The sequence below is a fragment of the Aeromonas sp. PrichA-15 genome (assembly GCF_017939245.1).
Classification (GTDB): domain Bacteria; phylum Pseudomonadota; class Gammaproteobacteria; order Enterobacterales; family Aeromonadaceae; genus Aeromonas; species Aeromonas caviae.
In genome coordinates, this window is the sequence record NZ_JAGKRH010000276.1 from 1 (window position 1) to 18,309 (window position 18,309).

Sequence of the window (18,309 nt, forward strand, 5' to 3'; positions counted from 1 at the left end):
GCGTTGAAGGGCATCTGGTATGCGCCGAGCGTGTGGGAAGGATGGCGACGATGGCGGAGCTGGATGCGGCAGGTGAAGGAAAGCGGGCTAGCGCCGCTGCAACGATTTGGTCGAAATTTATCGAAATATATGCGGGGGATCCTGGCAAGTGCAAACTACCCGATGCACACGAGTGTGCTGGAAGGGGTGAACAACAAGATCAAAGTGATAAAGCGCATGGCATATGGATTTAGGGACTCAGAATACTTTTTTCTGAAAATCAAGGCGGCCTTCCCCGGAAAGCCGCGATGAACCTAAAAATCGGGCAATCCCGCAAACACCCTGCGCCAGTTGAATACTTCGGCCGATAATCGATCCGCCATCTTGACGATAGTCTCCGGCATATACTGGATAAGCGGCTTGCCAATCGATGCGGACAAGCAGGCCGACAGGGCTTCAAATGCCCGGGGATCCTGGCTCATCAAACTTTGCAGGTGTGGCTCCAACTTCATGAAGTTCAGGGCTTCATGCTGGGAGCAGATCCCCTCTCCAGCTTCCACGTTGTAGTAGAGGTAGAGTTTGCCCACATCGTGCAGCAATCCCCCTAGGAAGGCGACGTCGGCGGTGCGTCCATCAAGCCGGTATTGACGACACAACATCCTGGCTGTCATCGCCACTTCTACACTGTGCTCCAGCAAGCCACCCACATGGTCATGATGATGGTGATGGCTCGCCCTGCCTCGATAAAACCCGGTGATAAAACGCCGGTCACGTAGGATCCCGAGGGAAAAGCGCCGTAACCCGCCGGGCGGTAACATGGCATAGAAGCGCCACAGTGCCTGGATCATCTGGCCATGCGACTCATTGAGGGCCAAACCAAGGTGAAACTCCCACAGTTGACGCCCCTCGTCCCCTGTGATGCCTTCCAGAGTGCGACAACTGCGCAATGTGACAGACTGCTGCTCCATCCCCAGCATTGCCAGTACCAGCTGCCCCGACGGCGCAATAGTTGCCATGCATTTATCTGAGACCGAGACTCGATGGACGGCCTTTGGCGATAACAATTCCCAACACTCATACTCGCCCTCGCTATCCGCCAGTCTGGTTGCCCACATCAGTTCGCCGCAATCCGCATATTCAGTGACGTGTACCATGACCCGCCTCCCCATCGTGTGAATCCCACCTTTCCGCCAGCGCCTTCGAGGCAAGCCGCTGCTGCTCGAATCCCGCCAACATCTGCTCAAAGGCATGCCCATCCCGACCCGACAGATCAGGCACGTAACGGGAATAGACCCGGAATAACATCTGAGTGCTGTTATGGCCCAGTTGCTTTGCTATCCACTCAGGGCTCTCACCTGCCGCGAGCCAGAGCGTGGCGGCGGTATGCCTTGTCTGATAGGGCTTGCGCTTCTCCAGCTTTAACAACGACAGCAATGGGTACCACACCCGATTGGCCACATTGCGATCCTCGAACGGGCTGCCGTGCTTCGTGCAGAAAACAAACCCATCTGGTGAGACCTTGCCATCGTAGCGGTCGCGTTGAGTGAGAAATGCCTGATAAACCTGCTCACTCATCTGCACCGCGCGATAGGAGCCATCGGTTTTCGTCGGGATCAGTTCATTGCGGACCCATGCCTGATACACCAGGATCTGCCGGCGCTCGAAATCGATGTGGCGCCAGGTTAAACCGTGGATCTCGCTCGAACGTAGCCCGGTAAAAAACCGGATGGTGTAATAAGGGCGAAAGTCAGCCCTCACCACTGCCAGCAGTCGACCAATCTCTTCAAGACTGAAGGGCATGATGTTGCTACGGGGGATCTTGAGTGCTCGGATATTGCGCCAGGGCGAGTCAAAACCGAACCGATCTGCCGCATCTGCCAACATCATGCGAAGCGGCGTCATGATGTGGTTGACCCGTGAGGCTGAGATCGGCTTGCCACCTCTCCCGGGCAAACGAGCGATCATTGTCCTGAATGCCAAGATCGCAGACTTATCGATCACGCTCAGCGGCTGATTGCCAAAGTGCGGCAGCAGATGGCAATCAAGAATGTCGCGGATGGTCTCCTGCTGGGAGGTTCGCCACTCGGCCGATTTTTCCTGGTACCACTGCTCAGCAAAATCAGACAACAGAGGGCACCCAGCCCGCAGCACGGCTTCCCGCTCGGCCAGTTTGGTGAAGTAGCCACAACGCGGGCTGTTTGGGAAGGTTTTGCAAAAATCAAACTGCTCGAGGGTGATTTGTGCCTCCAACCGTTCACAATACTGCTTCAGTTTGTGGCGATTTTGGCTTGTATCGGGTAACCCAGTGCGCTCACGACAGCGCTTCCCCTTGAAGCAAAAATCGAGGTAAAGCAATTGGTTAAGGCTATATACTGTTGCCATAAGAATCCACCTCCCCTAGCCCTGAAACGACTCGAACATTGCGCTGTGCTTGAGCATTTCCTCTTCGATAGGCTCCCAGAGAAACAACAACTTACGACCGCCAAACGGGCGAATATAGTGCAGCCCTTCGAGCAGGACAGAGTCTTTCAGCTGATTGCGGATAGTACGTGGATCGAACTTGATGCGAGCAGAGAGCTCTTCTGTTGTCAGGTAGGTGTATGCCATAATCATTCTCCAAACGCTGATTTATCTATCTTGGAGATTAAATTGATCTCCTGCAGAACAATCTAGACACAAGAAAACACAATTGCAAGCCATTTTAATCTTCAGGAGATTATTTTGGTTACGGAGAGAGCATGATTAAGTGTCATTTATCCAAGATCATGGGTGAGAAACGGCTAAAAATTGCCGATGTTGCCAGAGAGACAGGACTCAACAGAGGCACGATTACGCGCATGTACAACGAAACTGCGACTAGAATAGAACTTGATGCTATTGAAACATTATGCCGTTATCTCAATGTAAAGATTGAAGATCTGTATGAGTTCGTTGATTAACGATAGCTATCTTTACCAACTGAGAGCTAGGACGCAGACAAAGCGTCAAGTCCTCAACCCGCTTTCGTCGAACACACTTGGCAGTGCAAAAGTGAAGAGCCACGAGCTACCTCAAACGAAACGCATTATGAGGGCAAGAAATGAGCCGAAGTCGACGAAAGCCCCCCATGTTTGGCTACACAACAGCGACGTCTGAAGCTGAAGACAAGCGGATTTGGCACAAACGCTGGCGCGCTCAGTTGCGTGGCCAGCTATCACACGACGCAACGACGGATGACTTTTTGCCAATACTCCAATGCGCCGTTTCGAGCCCTTGGAACATGGATAAGGATGGGAAAAGCTGGTTCAGCCATCGACAGCAGCGCCGGCAAGCAGAGCAATTCCTGCCCCTTCAGGGCCTATCCACATCAGATGCGCAGCGCGCAGTGGTCAGGCAGCTGGCAAAATGGCGAAGCAAATAGATTTTATTCTATTTCAGCATGTTGCACGTTCAATCTGTAAGCTCACGCGCGGTTTGACGTGCAAAGTCGGCTTTCTTCTTGTTACCTAGCGATACCAGCTCTTGGATGCTCATTACTTTCAGCGCCACGACATAGGCGACTGTCCGTAGCAACGGAGTGCTGTAGCGCGCCATTGGTTTTACCGTGTCAGCATTTTGCTGCCGCTCAGTAGAACGCTGACAGATACCCGCCTCGTCAGGATGAATTATTCGCAGTAGTGCCCGGTTAGCCCCACTTTTTTCAATGAATTCACTCTTCACGCGATAGCGTGAGATGACCTCCCGCCATGGGGCTTTTTCACTCCGTTTGGCGCCACATCGTACCTCGAGCGCAATCCGTGTCGCTGGCAGCAGTAATACCGTCACACTCAGGAAGGCTTGCAACATCTGTGGATCCGTGAAGGGGATCCCAGTGTTGCGAGTATTGCTTCGGACTAGCAGATAGCCAATCCATTCGATGAAAGCCGCTCGTTGCTCGCGATAGACCTGGCGAGCCAGTTTAACCACTTTACGGAGTTCGATTTGCTCCTTATGACTGCGCAAGGCTCCAGGAAGCAAATTCAGATGATGTGACGTTGAGTAGAGCAATCGCTGTGCTCCCCGCTGAGTCTTAAATGCTTTAAGTAAATGAATTTTTTCAACTAACTCATCGACCATAGCGGGTGTGAGTTGATAACGATTGAGTTGATCGGTGATATCTTCATGTCGTGCGAACCGTGCGATCAGCTCCAGAGCGGCATCAAAATCCAGCTTGTGTTTAACCAAGGGAGGGTAAGGTGCACACTCCATCAGGACCCAGGAGACCTGTTGAAGATAAGGCGAAAGCGACTGGAGCAGGGCCTCCCGGCAGCGCTGCCATGTCAAGGGCCCCTCCAACCAGTCGTTCTGTGTGAGCTTTGCACGAGACAGCCCGGTGAAGTGGTGTCGCAGTGACAAAGACCAGTCGTACTTGGCCTGCAACAGACACGCTGCATTGACCCAGTGGGTAAAATGCAAATATGAGTGCAACGTCGTCTCCGGGCTCTGATGGCCAGCAAACTGGGCCAGCGCCCAATAATCCCCCTGAGTGGATGAGTGTGTGATGGTCTGGTAGATAGAGGTACACTGTGCGGCCGACCAAGGCAGGAAATGTGCCCACCCTGGCAAACTGTGCAGTGCCAGAGCTTCGTGATGTAGCAGCAGTTGCAGGCGGCTCAATGCCGTATGCCGCAGATGATGGAATGTATAGTATTTCCCACCAACCTGCCGAAGGATACTGGTTAACGGCCCCCTGATCTCTTCATCCGACATCGGTATCAACCAACCGCTCTGTGAGGGAAACGCCAGCGCGTTCGCGTTTTTCGCCTTTCGCGGCCATAACCCAGACAAGTACGCATCCAATCGAGTACGCTCTTCCGGGGTCAGCAAGACCCCCAGGGGGATCTTGCGGGTGGCACTGTCACTCTTGCCATCATCAAGCCGGGTATCTCGGATATATAGCCAGCACTCTGGACTGCGTTCGATATCTTTTAACCTGAGCTTTTGGATCTCGCTCAAGCGCAGTCCAGCACGATAAGCCACGATGTATAACGCGCTCAGACACTCTCGGTAACTCGATGAGGTGTGCGTCATCCGCTCCATTCCACGCAGCAACTGTCGAAAGAGAGGTTCACTGAGATAGGTGGCACGCACATGGGGCCTCTGGCGCTCGCGCGGGACCAGCTCCTCCGGCAATGGGGCCAAGTGGTAACTCGCCACCGCATAGCTGTGCAGGCTGGTCAAGCGTGCAGCCATGTAGCTGACAGCATTCTTTTGGCTAACGGGCGCCTCGGAAGAGGAACTTTCCGGCTCTGCGGAGGAGGATCTTTCCAGGTCCGTCCGTTCAACCGCACCAGAGAGCGCCGGGTCGACGACCAGATTTGAAGTCCCCCCATACTCTTCCAGCAATGCTCGATAACAGCTCAGAAAACGATCGCCATCCCATAAGCCGAGATCATGATCAAAGCACCGAACAAGCCATTGCTGACCACCGCGACTAAGGTAACTGCGCAGCGTCGAAGGCTTGTTTTTGTTCTTTGCGATGCATTGATGTAGCCACCCAACCAGGATCTGCTCTGACTTACTGAGGGTCTGCTCATTGCGCAACCGGTTCAGTCCAGCGAGGCAGCTTGCCTTCGTCTGCTTGCGAGTCGCGCTCTCCTTTTCCGCCAACACCGTTCGCAACCGAGCCAGTAAGGATGAATAAGGGTGGTCTTCGCCATGGTAGCGCCAACGCTTGGAACTGCCTGCCGTCAGGTTATCGACTAATCCGGTACTCGCCTCCTGCGCCAAACACACCACTTGGTGACCATCCGCAACCGTCGGATGATGCAGTGAAAGCCAGTTTTCATGAGGCAGCGGTACACTGTGTAACGCCCCAGATGCCACATGAGTCAGGATCTGTGGCCAGCGGACCCCGGCTTGCCCACCGGTTACCAGACTCGCCCCTTGGCAAAACTCTTTGATCCCGCGCAGGGGTGCAGTCAGATGTCTCTGGGCCCATAAGCTGAATGTGTCGAGCTCAACGGCAAGCTCAAACGTTTTGCCGCGCCGACGATACCAGCGCTGTACCAACCCCAGAGTCGGCAGGCTTAGGAAAATCTGGAGCTCGGTAACCCCCTTCCCTGCTCTATCGTGCGCATTGGTGGCCAACGCCTTGCTCTCTAACGTCAAAGGCAACCAAACAACTGAGCCATTCGTGCATAATCTTCGCCGCTCAGCGATGGCCAGCATCAGTGCGTGCAAAATCGCCGTCTGGTGTACACCGCAGTAAAACACCGCGCTATGAAGAATGTCGGCCAGTAAATCTTCAGCTTCGATCAGGCTAGTGTCGCGGGCCTCGATCTGTCTATGCCAGTTCAGCAGCGCTTGACTACAGCGCTGCGCTTTGTCAAACCACTTTTCAGTGTAAGGTAGCGGGCGCCGAAGCACCGTCAGGGGGATTGTCGGCAACGGCAACTGCCAATACCCGCTGGTATTGCCCTGCTGCAGGCAAAGCAGGATGGCTCGCAGCCCAGCCTTGAATTCAGACTGTCGCCTATACTTGCCCGTCAACGTGCTCATCGCCAATGGCCACAGATACTCAAACCCTCGGACATCGGCTGGCTCCTTGAATAGGCCGGGCAAATGTTGCAACAGCGCATCCAGTGCTCGACGCTCTATTTGCACCTGAGCACGTTTGAGACGATCCCGACGCATAGCCCGACCAGACCGAAGAACGTTCGCTGCACGCTCATCTTCCTTTCGAAGCTGTTCACGCCAATCGATCAGTGGATTGTCCATTCGCCCATCACCTTCAACCCGAGGGTTTGATGCCATTTGTCCAGCACGTCCGTCAGGGTAAATAGATCGCTCAACGCCGCACTACTGTACTGGTTTGTGAACTCTGTCCCCATCTCCTCATGACCAAGCAGCGCATCGATAAACTCGGTGGCCACGCCTTGCTCCAGCAGGTGGCTGCGCACCGAATGGCGATGCCAGTTTGGCGCCAGGGGCAACAGATTTTCGAACTGCCTCATCATCGAATTTGGGGTGACGATTTCTGTGCCTTCCAGGCTGCCATCTTTGGCCTCGACCGCCCAGAACAGGAGGGCTCCAGCTCCACTCAATGCTTGCTCCGCCGCCGACACTAACGGCGCCAGCAGCGGCTCACGCTGACATGCCAAATATGTCAAATAGCGCTCCCAGGCTTGCAGTTGCTGCACTGCCAACGCTGACAATGGCACCAACCTGGCCGAGCTCACAGATCGTCCCTCTTTGTCTGTCAGCCGGATAAAGCGACTGATGAGGCAGTAATCGCCACGCCTGCCGTACATCTCCGTCACGGGCCTGGCGGCAGTAGAAAGATGGAGGATCAACAAACTGTGGCGCACGAGGAGGTTATGATATTGCGTCAGCGTTGGACGCTGCTGCCGTGACCCACTGAGTCGTGCACAGAGGTACTGCTGATAATTTCCTAGGAGTCGAGCAAGCTCGCCAACGCTAGGATAGAGGCGTGATCCGACAGCTCCTTGTTCTAATTCCGGTGCCAGCACCACCGCGGTCATCCCCATGGAGGCCAAATAACAGCGCCAGATCTGCAACACGTCTTTACGTGGCACATGACTGTAGGCCATAGGGGAACATTGCTGAGCCGCCTTGCCACGCAGGATACCGGCAATGGCGCTATCAATCCCCTCTCTTTGCAACCAAGCACGCTGGTAGTTTTGCAGCTGTCGCATGGTCAAGGCCGTGCCAGCTCGCTCATTTGCTCGCGCTAAACAATCCACCTGCGCGCTACTACTCAATGTCCTCCAACCGTGTCCAACCAATAAATGAGTGGCCCATTTTGGCAAAGGTAGCTGCAAGAATAAGTCGCTCTTTGGCAAAAAAGAGTGCAATTTCCTATGCACTCGGCTGTGGGCAACCTCTACATAGCGTTGTAGATACGCCCCATGAGGAAGCCGCCAAATACCACTGGCATTCTTTGAGGGTCCGTCGTCATCGGCAAATCGAGAGCCAGGAGCAGGCAATTTAATCTCAGTACTCGGCCAGACCGGCAGCTTGTGCAAGTCCTCGCTACTCGTGCCCATCACCAGTTGCAGCAGGATCGACAGCGCCGGCAACGCCGTTTCATCGACCGCCTGAGGAATCAAGGCATCGACGAGGCGTGTGATCTGTGACGCTGTGGCAATCCAAAGGTTGGCCGGCAACTGCAGATGACGCATCGACATGGAGAGCGCTACCGAGGCGCTTTGCAAAACCCTCGCCTGAATATCCATCAACCCCTGTGGCTGAGAGGACACCAGCAGCGTCTGCTGCTCAGGGAGGGTTCCTCGCTCCTCTTCACCCTCCCACTCGGTCAGTTTGACTTTGCCGCGCTGCAGCAGAACCTCCCGTAGCAACAGGATTTGGGTCTGCTCGTCGAGCTGCTCTTGATAACGCGCCTCCAGTTGGAACCGCTGGCGTTCGCCGGTTGACCGGGTACCCGTTTTGATCTCTTTGGCTCGCGCCTTATAGAGTCGGCTCAGTAGGGCCTCCAAGGCCCCTGTATTGACGCTCACCTGCTTGTTATTGGCATATTGCTCTCTCTGGATCTTGATGGCTTGCAATAGCGTCAGTATCGGCTGCGTAAAATCGACCTCAGACAGGGCCTTAATCATCACCTCACGTTGATTGTTCGCCATCAGCCTGACGTTGCGCAGCGCCTCTTCGACCGTTTGGTCCCGCTCGGCAATACCCTGAGAAAAATTGATATGTGATAACGCCAAGACGGCCAGGATCGTCACGGACTTGAGCTGAGCAAATAGCTCACCGTTGAGGCTATGGCCACTACGCAATTCCGCCAAGATGGCGTCAACGAGATAGAATTGGCTGAGTCTCCGATCTTTACTCAACCGCTCACGCATTTGCATGGCAGAGAGTGGCGATGGGGGCAGCATCTCTTTGGATGAGACAGAATCGATCCACTGCAGCTCGGCGGCCAACAACGCGGTCAGTGTTGGATCCAATCCCAGGATCCCCTGACAGCAGGCTTGCAACGATTCAAGGATTTGCCGGTGCCACTCGGCCAACGCCTCCGGAAACACCAGCTGTCGGGTAAGGGAACGGGCGGGTTCAGCGTCAAGACCCTCCACTGCCTGCTCCTGCGAAAGGTCATCACTCATCGGCTAACCTCTGCAAGAAGAAGTTAGGTTCGGGCACCGATACCATCCCGTTCTTTTTGTCTTTTTGCCGGGACTTGCTCAGCGCCTCCTGAGCATGCGCCAGCTGTTCCCGGGACAACCCGCACACCTTGGCCCAATAGTCTTGAGACAACCGCTTCTTCTGAAACCAGTTAAGACGCTGCTCGTCTGTCAGAACGCGATTGAAAATTCGTCGGCTGCATTCGATGAGACGGGGCTCCCCTAACAGCGTCATCAACCTCAGCCACTCCCCGGCCAGATGCTGCTCGACCTCACCATCATTCAGCCCGCAGGGGATCAATCGTTGCCCAGGCGGCGGTTTGATTGGCGACGGCCAAGACAATACTGGCAACAATGGCCCTACGATCATAAGCGCACTGCCCACATCATCGCCTGACGACAAGGGACGATAGAGAATAATGGCTGACTCCCAGAGCGTATGGAATTGATCGGCAATCGGCAGCCCAGTCTTGAAGCCCAACTCCAACCACGCCTCACGAAACGCGACTAACGCCGGATGGATCTGATAGTTCCCTGACTCCTTCGTCCTCATGTAAACCCCGTGTATCACCCGTTACTAACACATTACATAAAAATGTATTTTGTTTTCAAACAGTTCCTTAGCGATAAACCGATTCAGCCACACACCGAACCTCTGAACCTGCGCATGGCAGGCCTACCGCAGGCAGGTACTGTGAATGAAGTCAGGAATGGAGATGCAATTCACCAAGTGGGTAATCGTCGAGGGAGCGGGATCATTTAGCCGATATGCAAGGGGGAATGTGACTGACTCGGGTGACGTCAATTGAACAATACTTGGCTTTCTCCTGCACATGCTGGACACCGCTGTCGAGCGGTAACGCCTTCAGCGAGATAGGTCGCCATCAAACGACGACGCCATGCTCAATCTGACCGATGAGATCGATAACTGCCTGAGCTCCGACAGCGGTCGTCAGGAAAGTAGCAGGAGGGTTTCCTCCCAGCGCCCGGGCAGGTTTGTTCAACCACTCAAGCGCCTTCCCCCTGTCCCCCTCGAACAGCGACTCCGCAGCCTCCATCACACTAACGAATGAATAGATACGGGCACTCTGAGCGCGGGACAGCAGGGCCGCCGCAGTGCGCTTGCGTGTCACCGTCGAGCGGTCAATGCCAACCAGCTGACAGACTATCTTGACGTCGCAGCCCAGCAACGCAGCCAGTTCATTGACGATGGAGGGAGCCATTCCAGCCACAATGAGATGATGCGCCCCCACAAGCTCCTGGGGCAAGGCCAGCGAGGCCATCAGCCCCTTCGGTTGGCGGATCTGGCGAACAGAACGATAAGCAGCGTAGGACATGGCGAGGCGGCTCCCTGTATCATTGCGCCTTTAAACTAGCCCATCTAAACCATACCATCAACGATGCAGGACTCTTTCAAACCCCAAACGTTAACCTATGAAGCCACCGCAAAACTGCGCCAAACTTGCCACTAAAACTGGCGCAGTTTAGTTAACTGCGCCAAAATGGCGCCATATATATGAAAAACGCGCCAACAAACACGATGTCAGCGACCACAGACCTACTAGAGACTATCAGGGGATCCGAAAGCGGATTGACGCTGGCTGAACTGCTGGGCCGCCACCCGAGCATAGCCAGACGCACCGCACAGCGCCTGATAGCCAAGCTGATTGAAAGCGGCCACATCACAGCCCAAGGCGAAGGACGGGCTCGCCGCTATCATGCTGACTCCGAGAGCCATACCGAGCCCCGGATAGCCAAGGTGGACAGTTTCCCCGCGTTCATCCCACTCTCTGCCGACAGCCTGGATATCCTTGCCTATATCGACCAGCCCCTCCCAGCCCGCAAGCCCGTGGGCTATCAGCATGATTTCTTGCAGGCATATCATCCCAACGAAACCTGTTACCTGTCCGAATCACTGCGCCGTCAGTTGCACAACATGGGCAAGACCACAGACATCGATGAGCCTGCCGGCACATACAGTCGAGCGATCCTGAACCGTTTGTTGATCGACTTATCATGGGCATCGAGCCACCTGGAAGGTAATACCTATAGCAGGCTAGACACCCGTGAACTTATCGAGCACGGCAAGGCCGCGCGGGGTAAGGGAGCCATCGAAACGCAGATGATCCTGAACCATAAAACCGCGATCGAGTTACTGGTCGAAAACATCGACAGTGCCGAATTTAACCGCTACACCCTGATGAACTTGCACAGCGCCCTGGCGGAAAACTTGCTACCCAACCCTGCCGATGAGGGGCGCATTCGCCAACATGCTGTCGACATCAGTAAAAGTATCTATCGCCCGTTATCCACGGCACAACAAATCGAAGAGGTGCTGGACGAGGTGCTGAGCAAAGCCAATCAGATCCACGATCCGTTTGAACAATCGTTTTTCATGATGGTGCACTTGCCCTACCTACAACCTTTTGCCGACATCAATAAACGCACTTCCCGCCTGGCCGCGAATCTCCCCCTGTTTCGTGGCAACCTCTGCCCGCTCACCTTCCTCGATGTACCAGAACAGGCCTACAGCCGCGCCACCCTCGGTGTGTACGAAATGGCCCGCATCGAACTGCTACGCGACCTGTACGTGTGGGCTTATGAACGTTCAACCCAAGAATATCTTGCCATCAAGCGGGATCTCGCCGAACCTGACCCACTTCGCCTAGCATGGCGGGATCTTATCAAACAGACTGTCCGTGGGGTCGTCACGTCGATCCAACTTGATCCACTCAGCACCATTGAACAAGCGGTGTCAGAGAACGTCCCGCAGCAAGAGCGATCGGCCGTACAGGCACTGATTGTTGAAGAGTTGCGAAGGCTGCATGAAGGTGTTCTGGCACGCTATGGTTTACGGCCCTCGGAGTTTATCGCGTGGAAAGCGCAACATGGGCGCTGATTGATACTGTGACAATCGTCGAGTTGAGTATCTATTAAGGTATTCCATAGTGCGGTGCTCTATGCCGAGGACATCATCATGAGTTACCAAAGCCTGGCAGCCACCACTGCCAATATCACAGAGCTCAGACGCAATCCAATGGGGACCATCAAAGAGGGAAAAGGCGATGCCGTCGCCATCCTCTATCGTAACGAGCCAGCATTCTATTGTGTGCCGCCTGAGCTCTACGCCTACTATCTGGAACTGGCCGAAGATGCCGAGCTGAACCGTATTGTCGATGAGCGAGTCAAACGGTCGGAGTTCGTCAGCGTCAACCTGGAGGACCTATGATTTAGAATCCCATCCTTGCCATCACTACCCTCAGCTCTTGCAAGTCAACGTTGATCAAGCGCGGGCTGGAGATCAACGCTACGATGCCCCTTATTGTCATCGCAGCATTAGTCGCGCCATGGCCCTCCTCCCCTCATTGTGTGAGCGAACTGGCAGCGCCTGCTGATCTGGGCCCCGGTGTAGTAATAAAGGGGAATTCACTTGGGCGCTTCCGATGGAGACGAACCACTGAAAAGCAAAGGCCGTCAGGCGGCATTCCTGTCTGACTCATCCATCCGGGGTTTTCAGCGTCCAATTTTGACCACCCTGGAGTGTGTGCAACCATCCGATTTTTGGATCGAAGATCCATCAGCAGCTTGTTGTCGTGCTCGGACTTCATGCGGTAGGCTGCGCCCGGCGGCAAGACGTTAGCCTAGTGGTTCATGTCGATGATGACGCAGGGATGGCCGCCACCCGCCGGTTAAACTCGGCAAACTCTTCAGCATTATCTTCCCAACGCTCAATGCTGGCCGCCAGCAGGTCTAACAGCTGGACGTTGTTATCGTAGTCATCCACCAGCTCATCTATCAGTGCCAGCGCACTTTCGTAGTCATGCTGGTTGTCGATATGGGTGAAGTAGGGCAGCTCGGCCAAGGCCTCTCGGAGCTGTACCAGAATGGGTTTCAACATGTCAGAGTTACCTTGTTGGTTGCGCCCCCCCGTTTTCGATAACACTGGGGACCTGTCCAGTTTAGATCTTCAATGGAGGTGGCTGCTTGGTATGACACCATCACTGCATTTGCAAATTTTCCCGAGAAACCTCGGCTAGATTGGCAAAATTTCGTGCTCATCAATTCAAGAAGGTATTTAAAGAAGCGAACGCGGGTGCGAACTTGTGAGCTCCCGTGAAGCGATCGCAACAATCATGGACTCACTGACAGAGACGATCAACCGACGCACCATCGCTGCCTTGGCTTTTGTTGCGCCAACCCCAGTGCACTCCTGCTGAAACTCGTTACACCTTGTTTTAATGGCCCCTTGAATCGAAAGTGCGACACCCATACCTGAGGATCAAGGTTAAATACCGCCTTTAGCGTGTGAAAAACATTTACCGCCTAAAGCAGGTAAATATTGATATACCTGCCACAGCGTGTAAATTAAAAGAAATTACGCTACCAGGTAAGTCAAATCATGAAAGTAACCAGCGCCAAGCAACTTAGTGCCTGTCTCAAGGATGCCAGGCTTTCGCAAAAGCTCTCCCAAGGCAAAGTGGCCGGCAAGGTGGGGATCAGGCAGGACACGGTGTCCAGCTTCGAGCTCAATCCCGAGTCAACCAAGCTGGAGACCTTGTTCAAGATCCTCGCCGCACTGGAACTCTCCCTCGATATCAGGCCCCGCACCGATCCTGCGGAAAACGCCACGCCTGGCTGGAAGGAGGAGTGGTAATGGCCAGCCTGACGGTCTACATGAACGGATACCGGGTAGGTACCTTTACCAAGGCGACCAATGGTGCTCACCAATTTCAGTACGATGAATCGTGGGTGAAGTTGCCAGGCAGCCGCCCCATCTCGCTCTCCATGCCATTACGCCAGCAGCGCTACCAGGGCGATGAGGCCTATAACTTCTTCGATAATCTGCTGCCAGATAACCCGGAAGTAAGAAACCGGGTGGTGGCGCGCTATCAAGCCGATTCCACCCAACCCTTTGATCTGCTCAGTTGCATTGGCCAGGACAGCGTGGGGGCATTGCAACTGGTGGCTCAGGGCAGACCTGTGCCAGACGTTAAGCGCATTGAGTGCAAGCCGCTCTCTGACGCCGAACTGGAGCAGATCCTGACCAGCTACCAGCAAGGGATCCCGCTTGGTATGGTGAGGGAAGAGGACGATTTTCGGATATCCATCGCCGGGGCTCAGGAAAAGACCGCGTTACTCTACCTCGACAACCGTTGGTGCTTACCGCATGCAGCGACCCCAACCACCCACATTATCAAGCTGCCCATTGGCAAGATCGAAAGCCACTCCTACTCGATAGACCTCTCCCAGAGCGTAGAAAACGAATATCTCTGCACCCTGATCGCCAAAGCATTGGGTCTTCCGGTTCCCCATTGCTTCATCATGCAGGTCGGCAAGGTCAAGGCTCTGGCGGTGGAACGCTTCGATCGGCGCTACGCCACGGATCGCAGTTGGATCATGCGCCTGCCCCAAGAGGACTTCTGCCAGGTGTTGAATGTACCGTCAGCACGCAAGTACGAGAGCCATGGTGGACCGGGCATTGCTGACATCATGACGACCCTGCTGGGATCGGCCACGCCGGAGCAGGATCGGTACCTGTTTATGAAGTCTCAGGTGTTGTTCTGGCTGCTGGCTGCCACTGATGGCCATGCCAAGAATTTCTCGGTGTTTATCGAACCTGAAGGGCGTTTCCGGCTTACACCGTTTTACGACATCCTTTCCATGTATCCTGCATTTGGTGGTAAAGGATTACATCCCCGTGATGCCAAGTTGGCCATGGGGCTTACTGCAACCAAGGGCAAAAAATACGCGATAGAGCAGATATTTCCTCGCCATTTTTATCAAACGGCCAAGACGATTGGTTTTGAACAAGTGCAGATGGAAAAAATCATCAGCGAGCTGACGGATAATCTGGATGAGGTAATATCAATCGTTCGTCAGCAATTGCCTGATACATTTCCCACTGAGATTGCAGATTCAATTTTGGGTGGACTCAGTTCGAGAGCTCAACGCTTAAAACGATAATTAACCAATGTGACAAATGCCTCTTGCATCGCCCCAGGTGAGCCTCTATCGAGGCTCATTTTTTTGCGTACGAGCGAGTGAATGATCCATTTTAGATCAAAAAAACAACTAAAAATGCAGAAACCTGAAGTGCCAATTTTGGCAACATCAAATTTCCTCAGCTAACCTAGAACGACATAATGGCAATAAAGCATTGATTTTAAAGCTCTATATTAATTTGGTGCTTGACGTATCCTGATGACATTTTAACTATATTAACAGGTACGGCCTTCTAAGCCGTGGGTCGCAGGTTCGAATCCTGCAGGGCGCGCCATTTAAAATGTGTTTTAAATCATTGAGTTATTGACGAAGAGTGTAACTTATCGTCCATTCGGCAGATTATCTCAAGATGACCTTGGCCACGCCTTGGCAGACACAAAATGGCGATGATTTCAGTGGTGGCTGTAGCTCAGTTGGTAGAGTCCCGGATTGTGATTCCGGTTGTCGTGGGTTCGAGCCCCATCAGCCACCCCATTATTTCTCTGTTGTTGCTATCTGTTGCGAAAGAAATGAAAGGCTTGAATATGGCCGGCAACTCATCAGCAAGGCAGACTTCGCGCAATTTATACGCGGCGATAAACCGGCCCCGCGCCGGTTTTTTGTTTTAGCGAATCAATTAACGCCCATGGAGGCGACCTATGTCTCTTCGTCATCCGGGTCGCAAGCAGCCCGCTCGCCAGCCCTCCCCCGCGACGGGCAACCCCGCCCTCGATCTCTTCCACCGCAACTGGCAAGCGCTCGAAAAGCTACAGGCAAAGATCGACAAGCAAGCCCTCAACTGCCGCGATATCTATCAGCGTTTCACCAGCGAAATAGAACCCCTTGAGCGTCAACAGTGCGAGCTCATCTTTGCCCTCGCCAAGCGCCTGGTCGATTTTACGGCTCGCAAGAGCTTTACCCTGTGGCAGCGGGAGACCTTGCACCACTGGATCCACGATCTCATCAGCTATATCGAGTCCAATCCGTTTCGTGGCGAGATGGATTTGGCTCCCCTCTTTCACCAAATCCAAACCAATACCGCCCTGCACATGGATGACGAACAGCTCGACTATCAGTGTGACGTTCTTACCCAGATGCTGATGGAGACTTGTGGCCACTGCCCCGATGACATCGATACCTTGCGCGAGATGCTCAAAAACCCCGATCGGTTGAACGAGTACATGATGAATGCGGCGCGCCAGCATATGGCCGAAGAGTGCAACACCGTCGATAAAGAAGAGGATGACCGCTTCGACGATGATGAGTTGTTTGCCGATGAGCCTCTCTTCGGCACTGAGCAGCAAGATGCTTTTGCCCACGCGCGCACACGTCGTGAGCAAGAGGAAGAGGCGCGCATCGAACAGTTGTTCAGCAAATCCAGCCTCAAGCAGCTCTATCGCAAGCTCGCCCTGGCGCTGCACCCGGATCGGGAACCCGACCCCGTCATGCAGGCGGAAAAGACCCGCATCATGGGCCAACTCAGCCAGGCCTGGGAAAACAAAGAGATGTTCACCCTGTTGCAGCTGGCCCACACCCACCTGCCCGAGTTCGATAACCTGCTCAGTGACGAGAACCTCGCTTACCTCAACCCGATGCTGAAACGCCAGCTACGCGAGCTCGAAGTCAGCTACTACGGCGGGCAAGACGGGCTAATGGGCGCGGTGCTGCACAAATTCAAGCAATCATCCAAGAAAAAGACCGAGCAGGCCTTTGCCGAACATCGGGACTATTTGCTGCGTGATATCGACCACCTGACTGCCCAGCTGGCCGAGATCACCACCCTGCAGACCCTCAAACCCTATCTGGCGGCCCGCTGGGATCAGCAGCAAATGAGGTGGGATGAGGAAGAGGACGATATGGAATGGCTGTTTAGGTAACGGCCAGCGGTGACCGACCATCTCATCAATCAATCAAGGCGCCACTGGCGCCTTGATTGTTTTCACACTGCTGGTTTTTACACTGATCGTGCTATCGGATAGCCAGCCTTAAATCAGGGTCACCTGACGCGCTTTGCCATCAGGCGCCAGCGCCTGTTCCTCATCGTGGATAGTTGTGAAGGGCTCAGGGGAAATGGCGGCTGCCGATGCGATTTTGCGCTGCTCAGCAATACCGATAACCTTCCCCAGGATTTCGCCCACCTGGGCGTTGTAGTTCCGCAGGCTCAGCGTTGGCCCGATGAGTTGCTTGAACCGGTACATGGCGGTCTCGGCTATCGAGCGCTGGTGATAGCCGGAGTCTTTCTTCCATTGCTTCAGTTCACCGGCCTTGAGCGCCGTCACCGCCTCGTTGCGGGGATGGCCTTCCTCCCACGGTGCCGCATTTTTTCTCGGCGGTATGGTGGCTTTCGCCCCCTTCTTCTTCAGTAGCGCATGACAGGCCTTGGTGTCATACGCACCATCGGCGCTGACCTGTTTTATCTTGCGTCGTAAGGGGTTGAGCAACATCGGTAACACCTCGTTATCCGCCACCGTCTCCAGGCTGACTTCGGCAGCGATGACCGCATGGGTTGTGGCATCCACCGCCAAGTGGAGCTTGCGCCACACTCGTCGCTTCTCCTTGCCGTGTTTGCGATTTTCCATTCGCCTTCGCCATAGACCTTGAGGCCGGTGGCATCAATGACCAAGTGAGCCACCGGGCCTTGGCTGGGGACGCGGTACTTGATGTCGACGGTCTTGGCGCGCTTGCTGATACATAGATGGTCGCCCCGGTTTGCCAAGCCCTCAATCAATGAAAGTGAGTCAGGTTGAGATTGCAGCCATAGATCCGGATTTCACCGAGGCAACAGCCTCTATCCCTGATGGAATTCGCTGACTGGCTCCTCTATCAGCTAAACGCACTTATTAGTGCCCTGTGTCTGTCGGGTTTTGCCAGTCACGGTCTGACCTGCCTCGCCATCACGTCATGATCGCCCGTGCAATCGGTGGTACTTTCTAACGCTGGTTGTTAACTCGATACTTTGGAAGGTGCGAACAAGTCCCTGATATGAGATCATGTTTGTCATCTGGAGCCATGAAAAAGGGTTCATCATGAGTCATCAGCTCACCTTCGCCGACAGTGAATTCAGCAGTAAGCGCCGTCAGACTAGAAAAGAGATTTTCTTGTCCCGCATGGAGCAGATTCTGCCATGGCAAAACATGGTGGAAGTCATCGAGCCGTTTTATCCCAAGGCTGGTAATGGCCGGCGACCTTATCCGCTGGAAACCATGCTACGCATTCACTGCATGCAGCA

Annotated in this window: 15 protein-coding genes, 1 tRNA gene and 2 pseudogenes; 9 read left to right on the forward strand and 9 right to left on the reverse strand. The window is 54.2% G+C overall.

The window, feature by feature from the left end:
- Nucleotides 1-291, forward strand: a 291-nt coding sequence (locus J9889_RS20885; protein ID WP_210557974.1) for a transposase, incomplete at its 5' end; no start/stop codon positions are given.
- A gap of 2 nt (nucleotides 292-293) precedes the next feature.
- On the opposite strand, the gene J9889_RS20890 is transcribed toward J9889_RS20885, so the two are convergent.
- Genes J9889_RS20890 through J9889_RS20900 form a run of 3 tightly spaced genes read right to left on the reverse strand, consistent with a single transcriptional unit; the run spans nucleotide 294 to nucleotide 2,586 of the window.
- A complete protein-coding gene (locus J9889_RS20890; RefSeq protein ID WP_246878151.1) occupies nucleotides 294-1,133 on the reverse strand; it encodes an HD domain-containing protein in 840 nt (279 codons plus the stop codon).
- Nucleotides 1,117-2,361, reverse strand: a complete 1,245-nt coding sequence (locus tag J9889_RS20895; protein ID WP_210557979.1) for a tyrosine-type recombinase/integrase — start codon at nucleotides 2,359-2,361, stop codon at nucleotides 1,117-1,119. Before J9889_RS20895 ends, J9889_RS20890 begins: the two co-directional genes overlap by 17 nt.
- Before the next feature lie 15 nt (nucleotides 2,362-2,376).
- Nucleotides 2,377-2,586 carry a hypothetical protein gene (locus J9889_RS20900; RefSeq protein ID WP_021140683.1) on the reverse strand — a complete coding sequence of 70 codons (210 nt, stop codon included), beginning with the start codon at nucleotides 2,584-2,586 and terminating at the stop codon, nucleotides 2,377-2,379.
- A gap of 131 nt (nucleotides 2,587-2,717) precedes the next feature.
- Between J9889_RS20900 and J9889_RS20905 the strand changes: the two genes are divergently transcribed.
- Nucleotides 2,718-2,918, forward strand: coding sequence for a helix-turn-helix transcriptional regulator (locus J9889_RS20905; RefSeq protein ID WP_010674971.1), 201 nt, complete (start codon nucleotides 2,718-2,720; stop codon nucleotides 2,916-2,918).
- Between the two features lie 490 nt (nucleotides 2,919-3,408).
- On the opposite strand, the gene J9889_RS20910 is transcribed toward J9889_RS20905, so the two are convergent.
- From J9889_RS20910 to J9889_RS20925, 4 genes are all read right to left on the reverse strand, one after another.
- Nucleotides 3,409-6,717 (reverse strand): tyrosine-type recombinase/integrase, encoded by a 3,309-nt coding sequence (locus J9889_RS20910; RefSeq protein WP_182310003.1) that lies wholly within the window; start codon nucleotides 6,715-6,717, stop codon nucleotides 3,409-3,411.
- Nucleotides 6,702-9,080 (reverse strand): site-specific integrase, encoded by a 2,379-nt coding sequence (locus tag J9889_RS20915; protein WP_182310004.1) that lies wholly within the window; start codon nucleotides 9,078-9,080, stop codon nucleotides 6,702-6,704. Before J9889_RS20915 ends, J9889_RS20910 begins: the two co-directional genes overlap by 16 nt.
- On the reverse strand, nucleotides 9,073-9,651 hold the full coding sequence (locus J9889_RS20920; protein WP_021140685.1) for a hypothetical protein: 579 nt from the start codon (nucleotides 9,649-9,651) through the stop codon (nucleotides 9,073-9,075). Before J9889_RS20920 ends, J9889_RS20915 begins: the two co-directional genes overlap by 8 nt.
- Before the next feature lie 331 nt (nucleotides 9,652-9,982).
- The gene (locus J9889_RS20925; RefSeq protein WP_021140686.1) at nucleotides 9,983-10,435 is read right to left on the reverse strand and encodes an antitoxin Xre/MbcA/ParS toxin-binding domain-containing protein; all 453 of its coding nucleotides are present in this window, start codon (nucleotides 10,433-10,435) and stop codon (nucleotides 9,983-9,985) included.
- Nucleotides 10,436-10,689: 254 nt separating this feature from the next.
- On the opposite strand from J9889_RS20925, the gene J9889_RS20930 reads away from it, so the two are divergent.
- Together J9889_RS20930 and J9889_RS20935 are read left to right on the forward strand one after the other, a co-directional pair.
- The gene (locus tag J9889_RS20930) at nucleotides 10,690-11,997 is read left to right on the forward strand and encodes a Fic family protein (RefSeq protein ID WP_021140687.1); all 1,308 of its coding nucleotides are present in this window, start codon (nucleotides 10,690-10,692) and stop codon (nucleotides 11,995-11,997) included.
- 78 nt (nucleotides 11,998-12,075) lie between these two features.
- Complete coding sequence (locus J9889_RS20935) at nucleotides 12,076-12,327, forward strand: plasmid stabilization protein (RefSeq protein ID WP_010674977.1); 252 nt, start codon at nucleotides 12,076-12,078, stop codon at nucleotides 12,325-12,327.
- A 420-nt stretch (nucleotides 12,328-12,747) separates the two neighbouring features.
- Here J9889_RS20935 and J9889_RS20940 read toward each other — a convergent pair whose 3' ends face one another.
- Nucleotides 12,748-12,996, reverse strand: coding sequence for a hypothetical protein (locus J9889_RS20940; RefSeq protein ID WP_010674978.1), 249 nt, complete (start codon nucleotides 12,994-12,996; stop codon nucleotides 12,748-12,750).
- 501 nt (nucleotides 12,997-13,497) lie between these two features.
- Here J9889_RS20940 and J9889_RS20945 point away from each other — a divergent pair.
- The 4 genes from J9889_RS20945 (at nucleotide 13,498) to J9889_RS20960 (ending at nucleotide 16,957) form a co-directional block, all read left to right on the forward strand.
- Nucleotides 13,498-13,752, forward strand: coding sequence for a helix-turn-helix domain-containing protein (locus J9889_RS20945; RefSeq protein ID WP_005329233.1), 255 nt, complete (start codon nucleotides 13,498-13,500; stop codon nucleotides 13,750-13,752).
- The gene (locus tag J9889_RS20950; RefSeq protein WP_059169586.1) at nucleotides 13,752-15,062 is read left to right on the forward strand and encodes a type II toxin-antitoxin system HipA family toxin; all 1,311 of its coding nucleotides are present in this window, start codon (nucleotides 13,752-13,754) and stop codon (nucleotides 15,060-15,062) included. Before J9889_RS20945 ends, J9889_RS20950 begins: the two co-directional genes overlap by 1 nt.
- A 437-nt stretch (nucleotides 15,063-15,499) precedes the next feature.
- A tRNA-His gene (locus J9889_RS20955) sits at nucleotides 15,500-15,575 on the forward strand.
- Between the two features lie 164 nt (nucleotides 15,576-15,739).
- Entirely contained in the window at nucleotides 15,740-16,957 is a 1,218-nt protein-coding gene (locus tag J9889_RS20960) for a J domain-containing protein (RefSeq protein WP_210557982.1), read from the forward strand.
- A 108-nt stretch (nucleotides 16,958-17,065) separates the two neighbouring features.
- On the opposite strand, the pseudogene J9889_RS20965 reads toward J9889_RS20960, so the two are convergent.
- Nucleotides 17,066-17,781 (reverse strand): annotated as a pseudogene (locus tag J9889_RS20965) (IS5 family transposase); the annotation flags it as partial.
- Nucleotides 17,782-18,106: 325 nt separating this feature from the next.
- Here J9889_RS20965 and J9889_RS20970 point away from each other — a divergent pair.
- A pseudogene (locus J9889_RS20970) lies at nucleotides 18,107-18,309 on the forward strand (IS5/IS1182 family transposase); the annotation flags it as partial.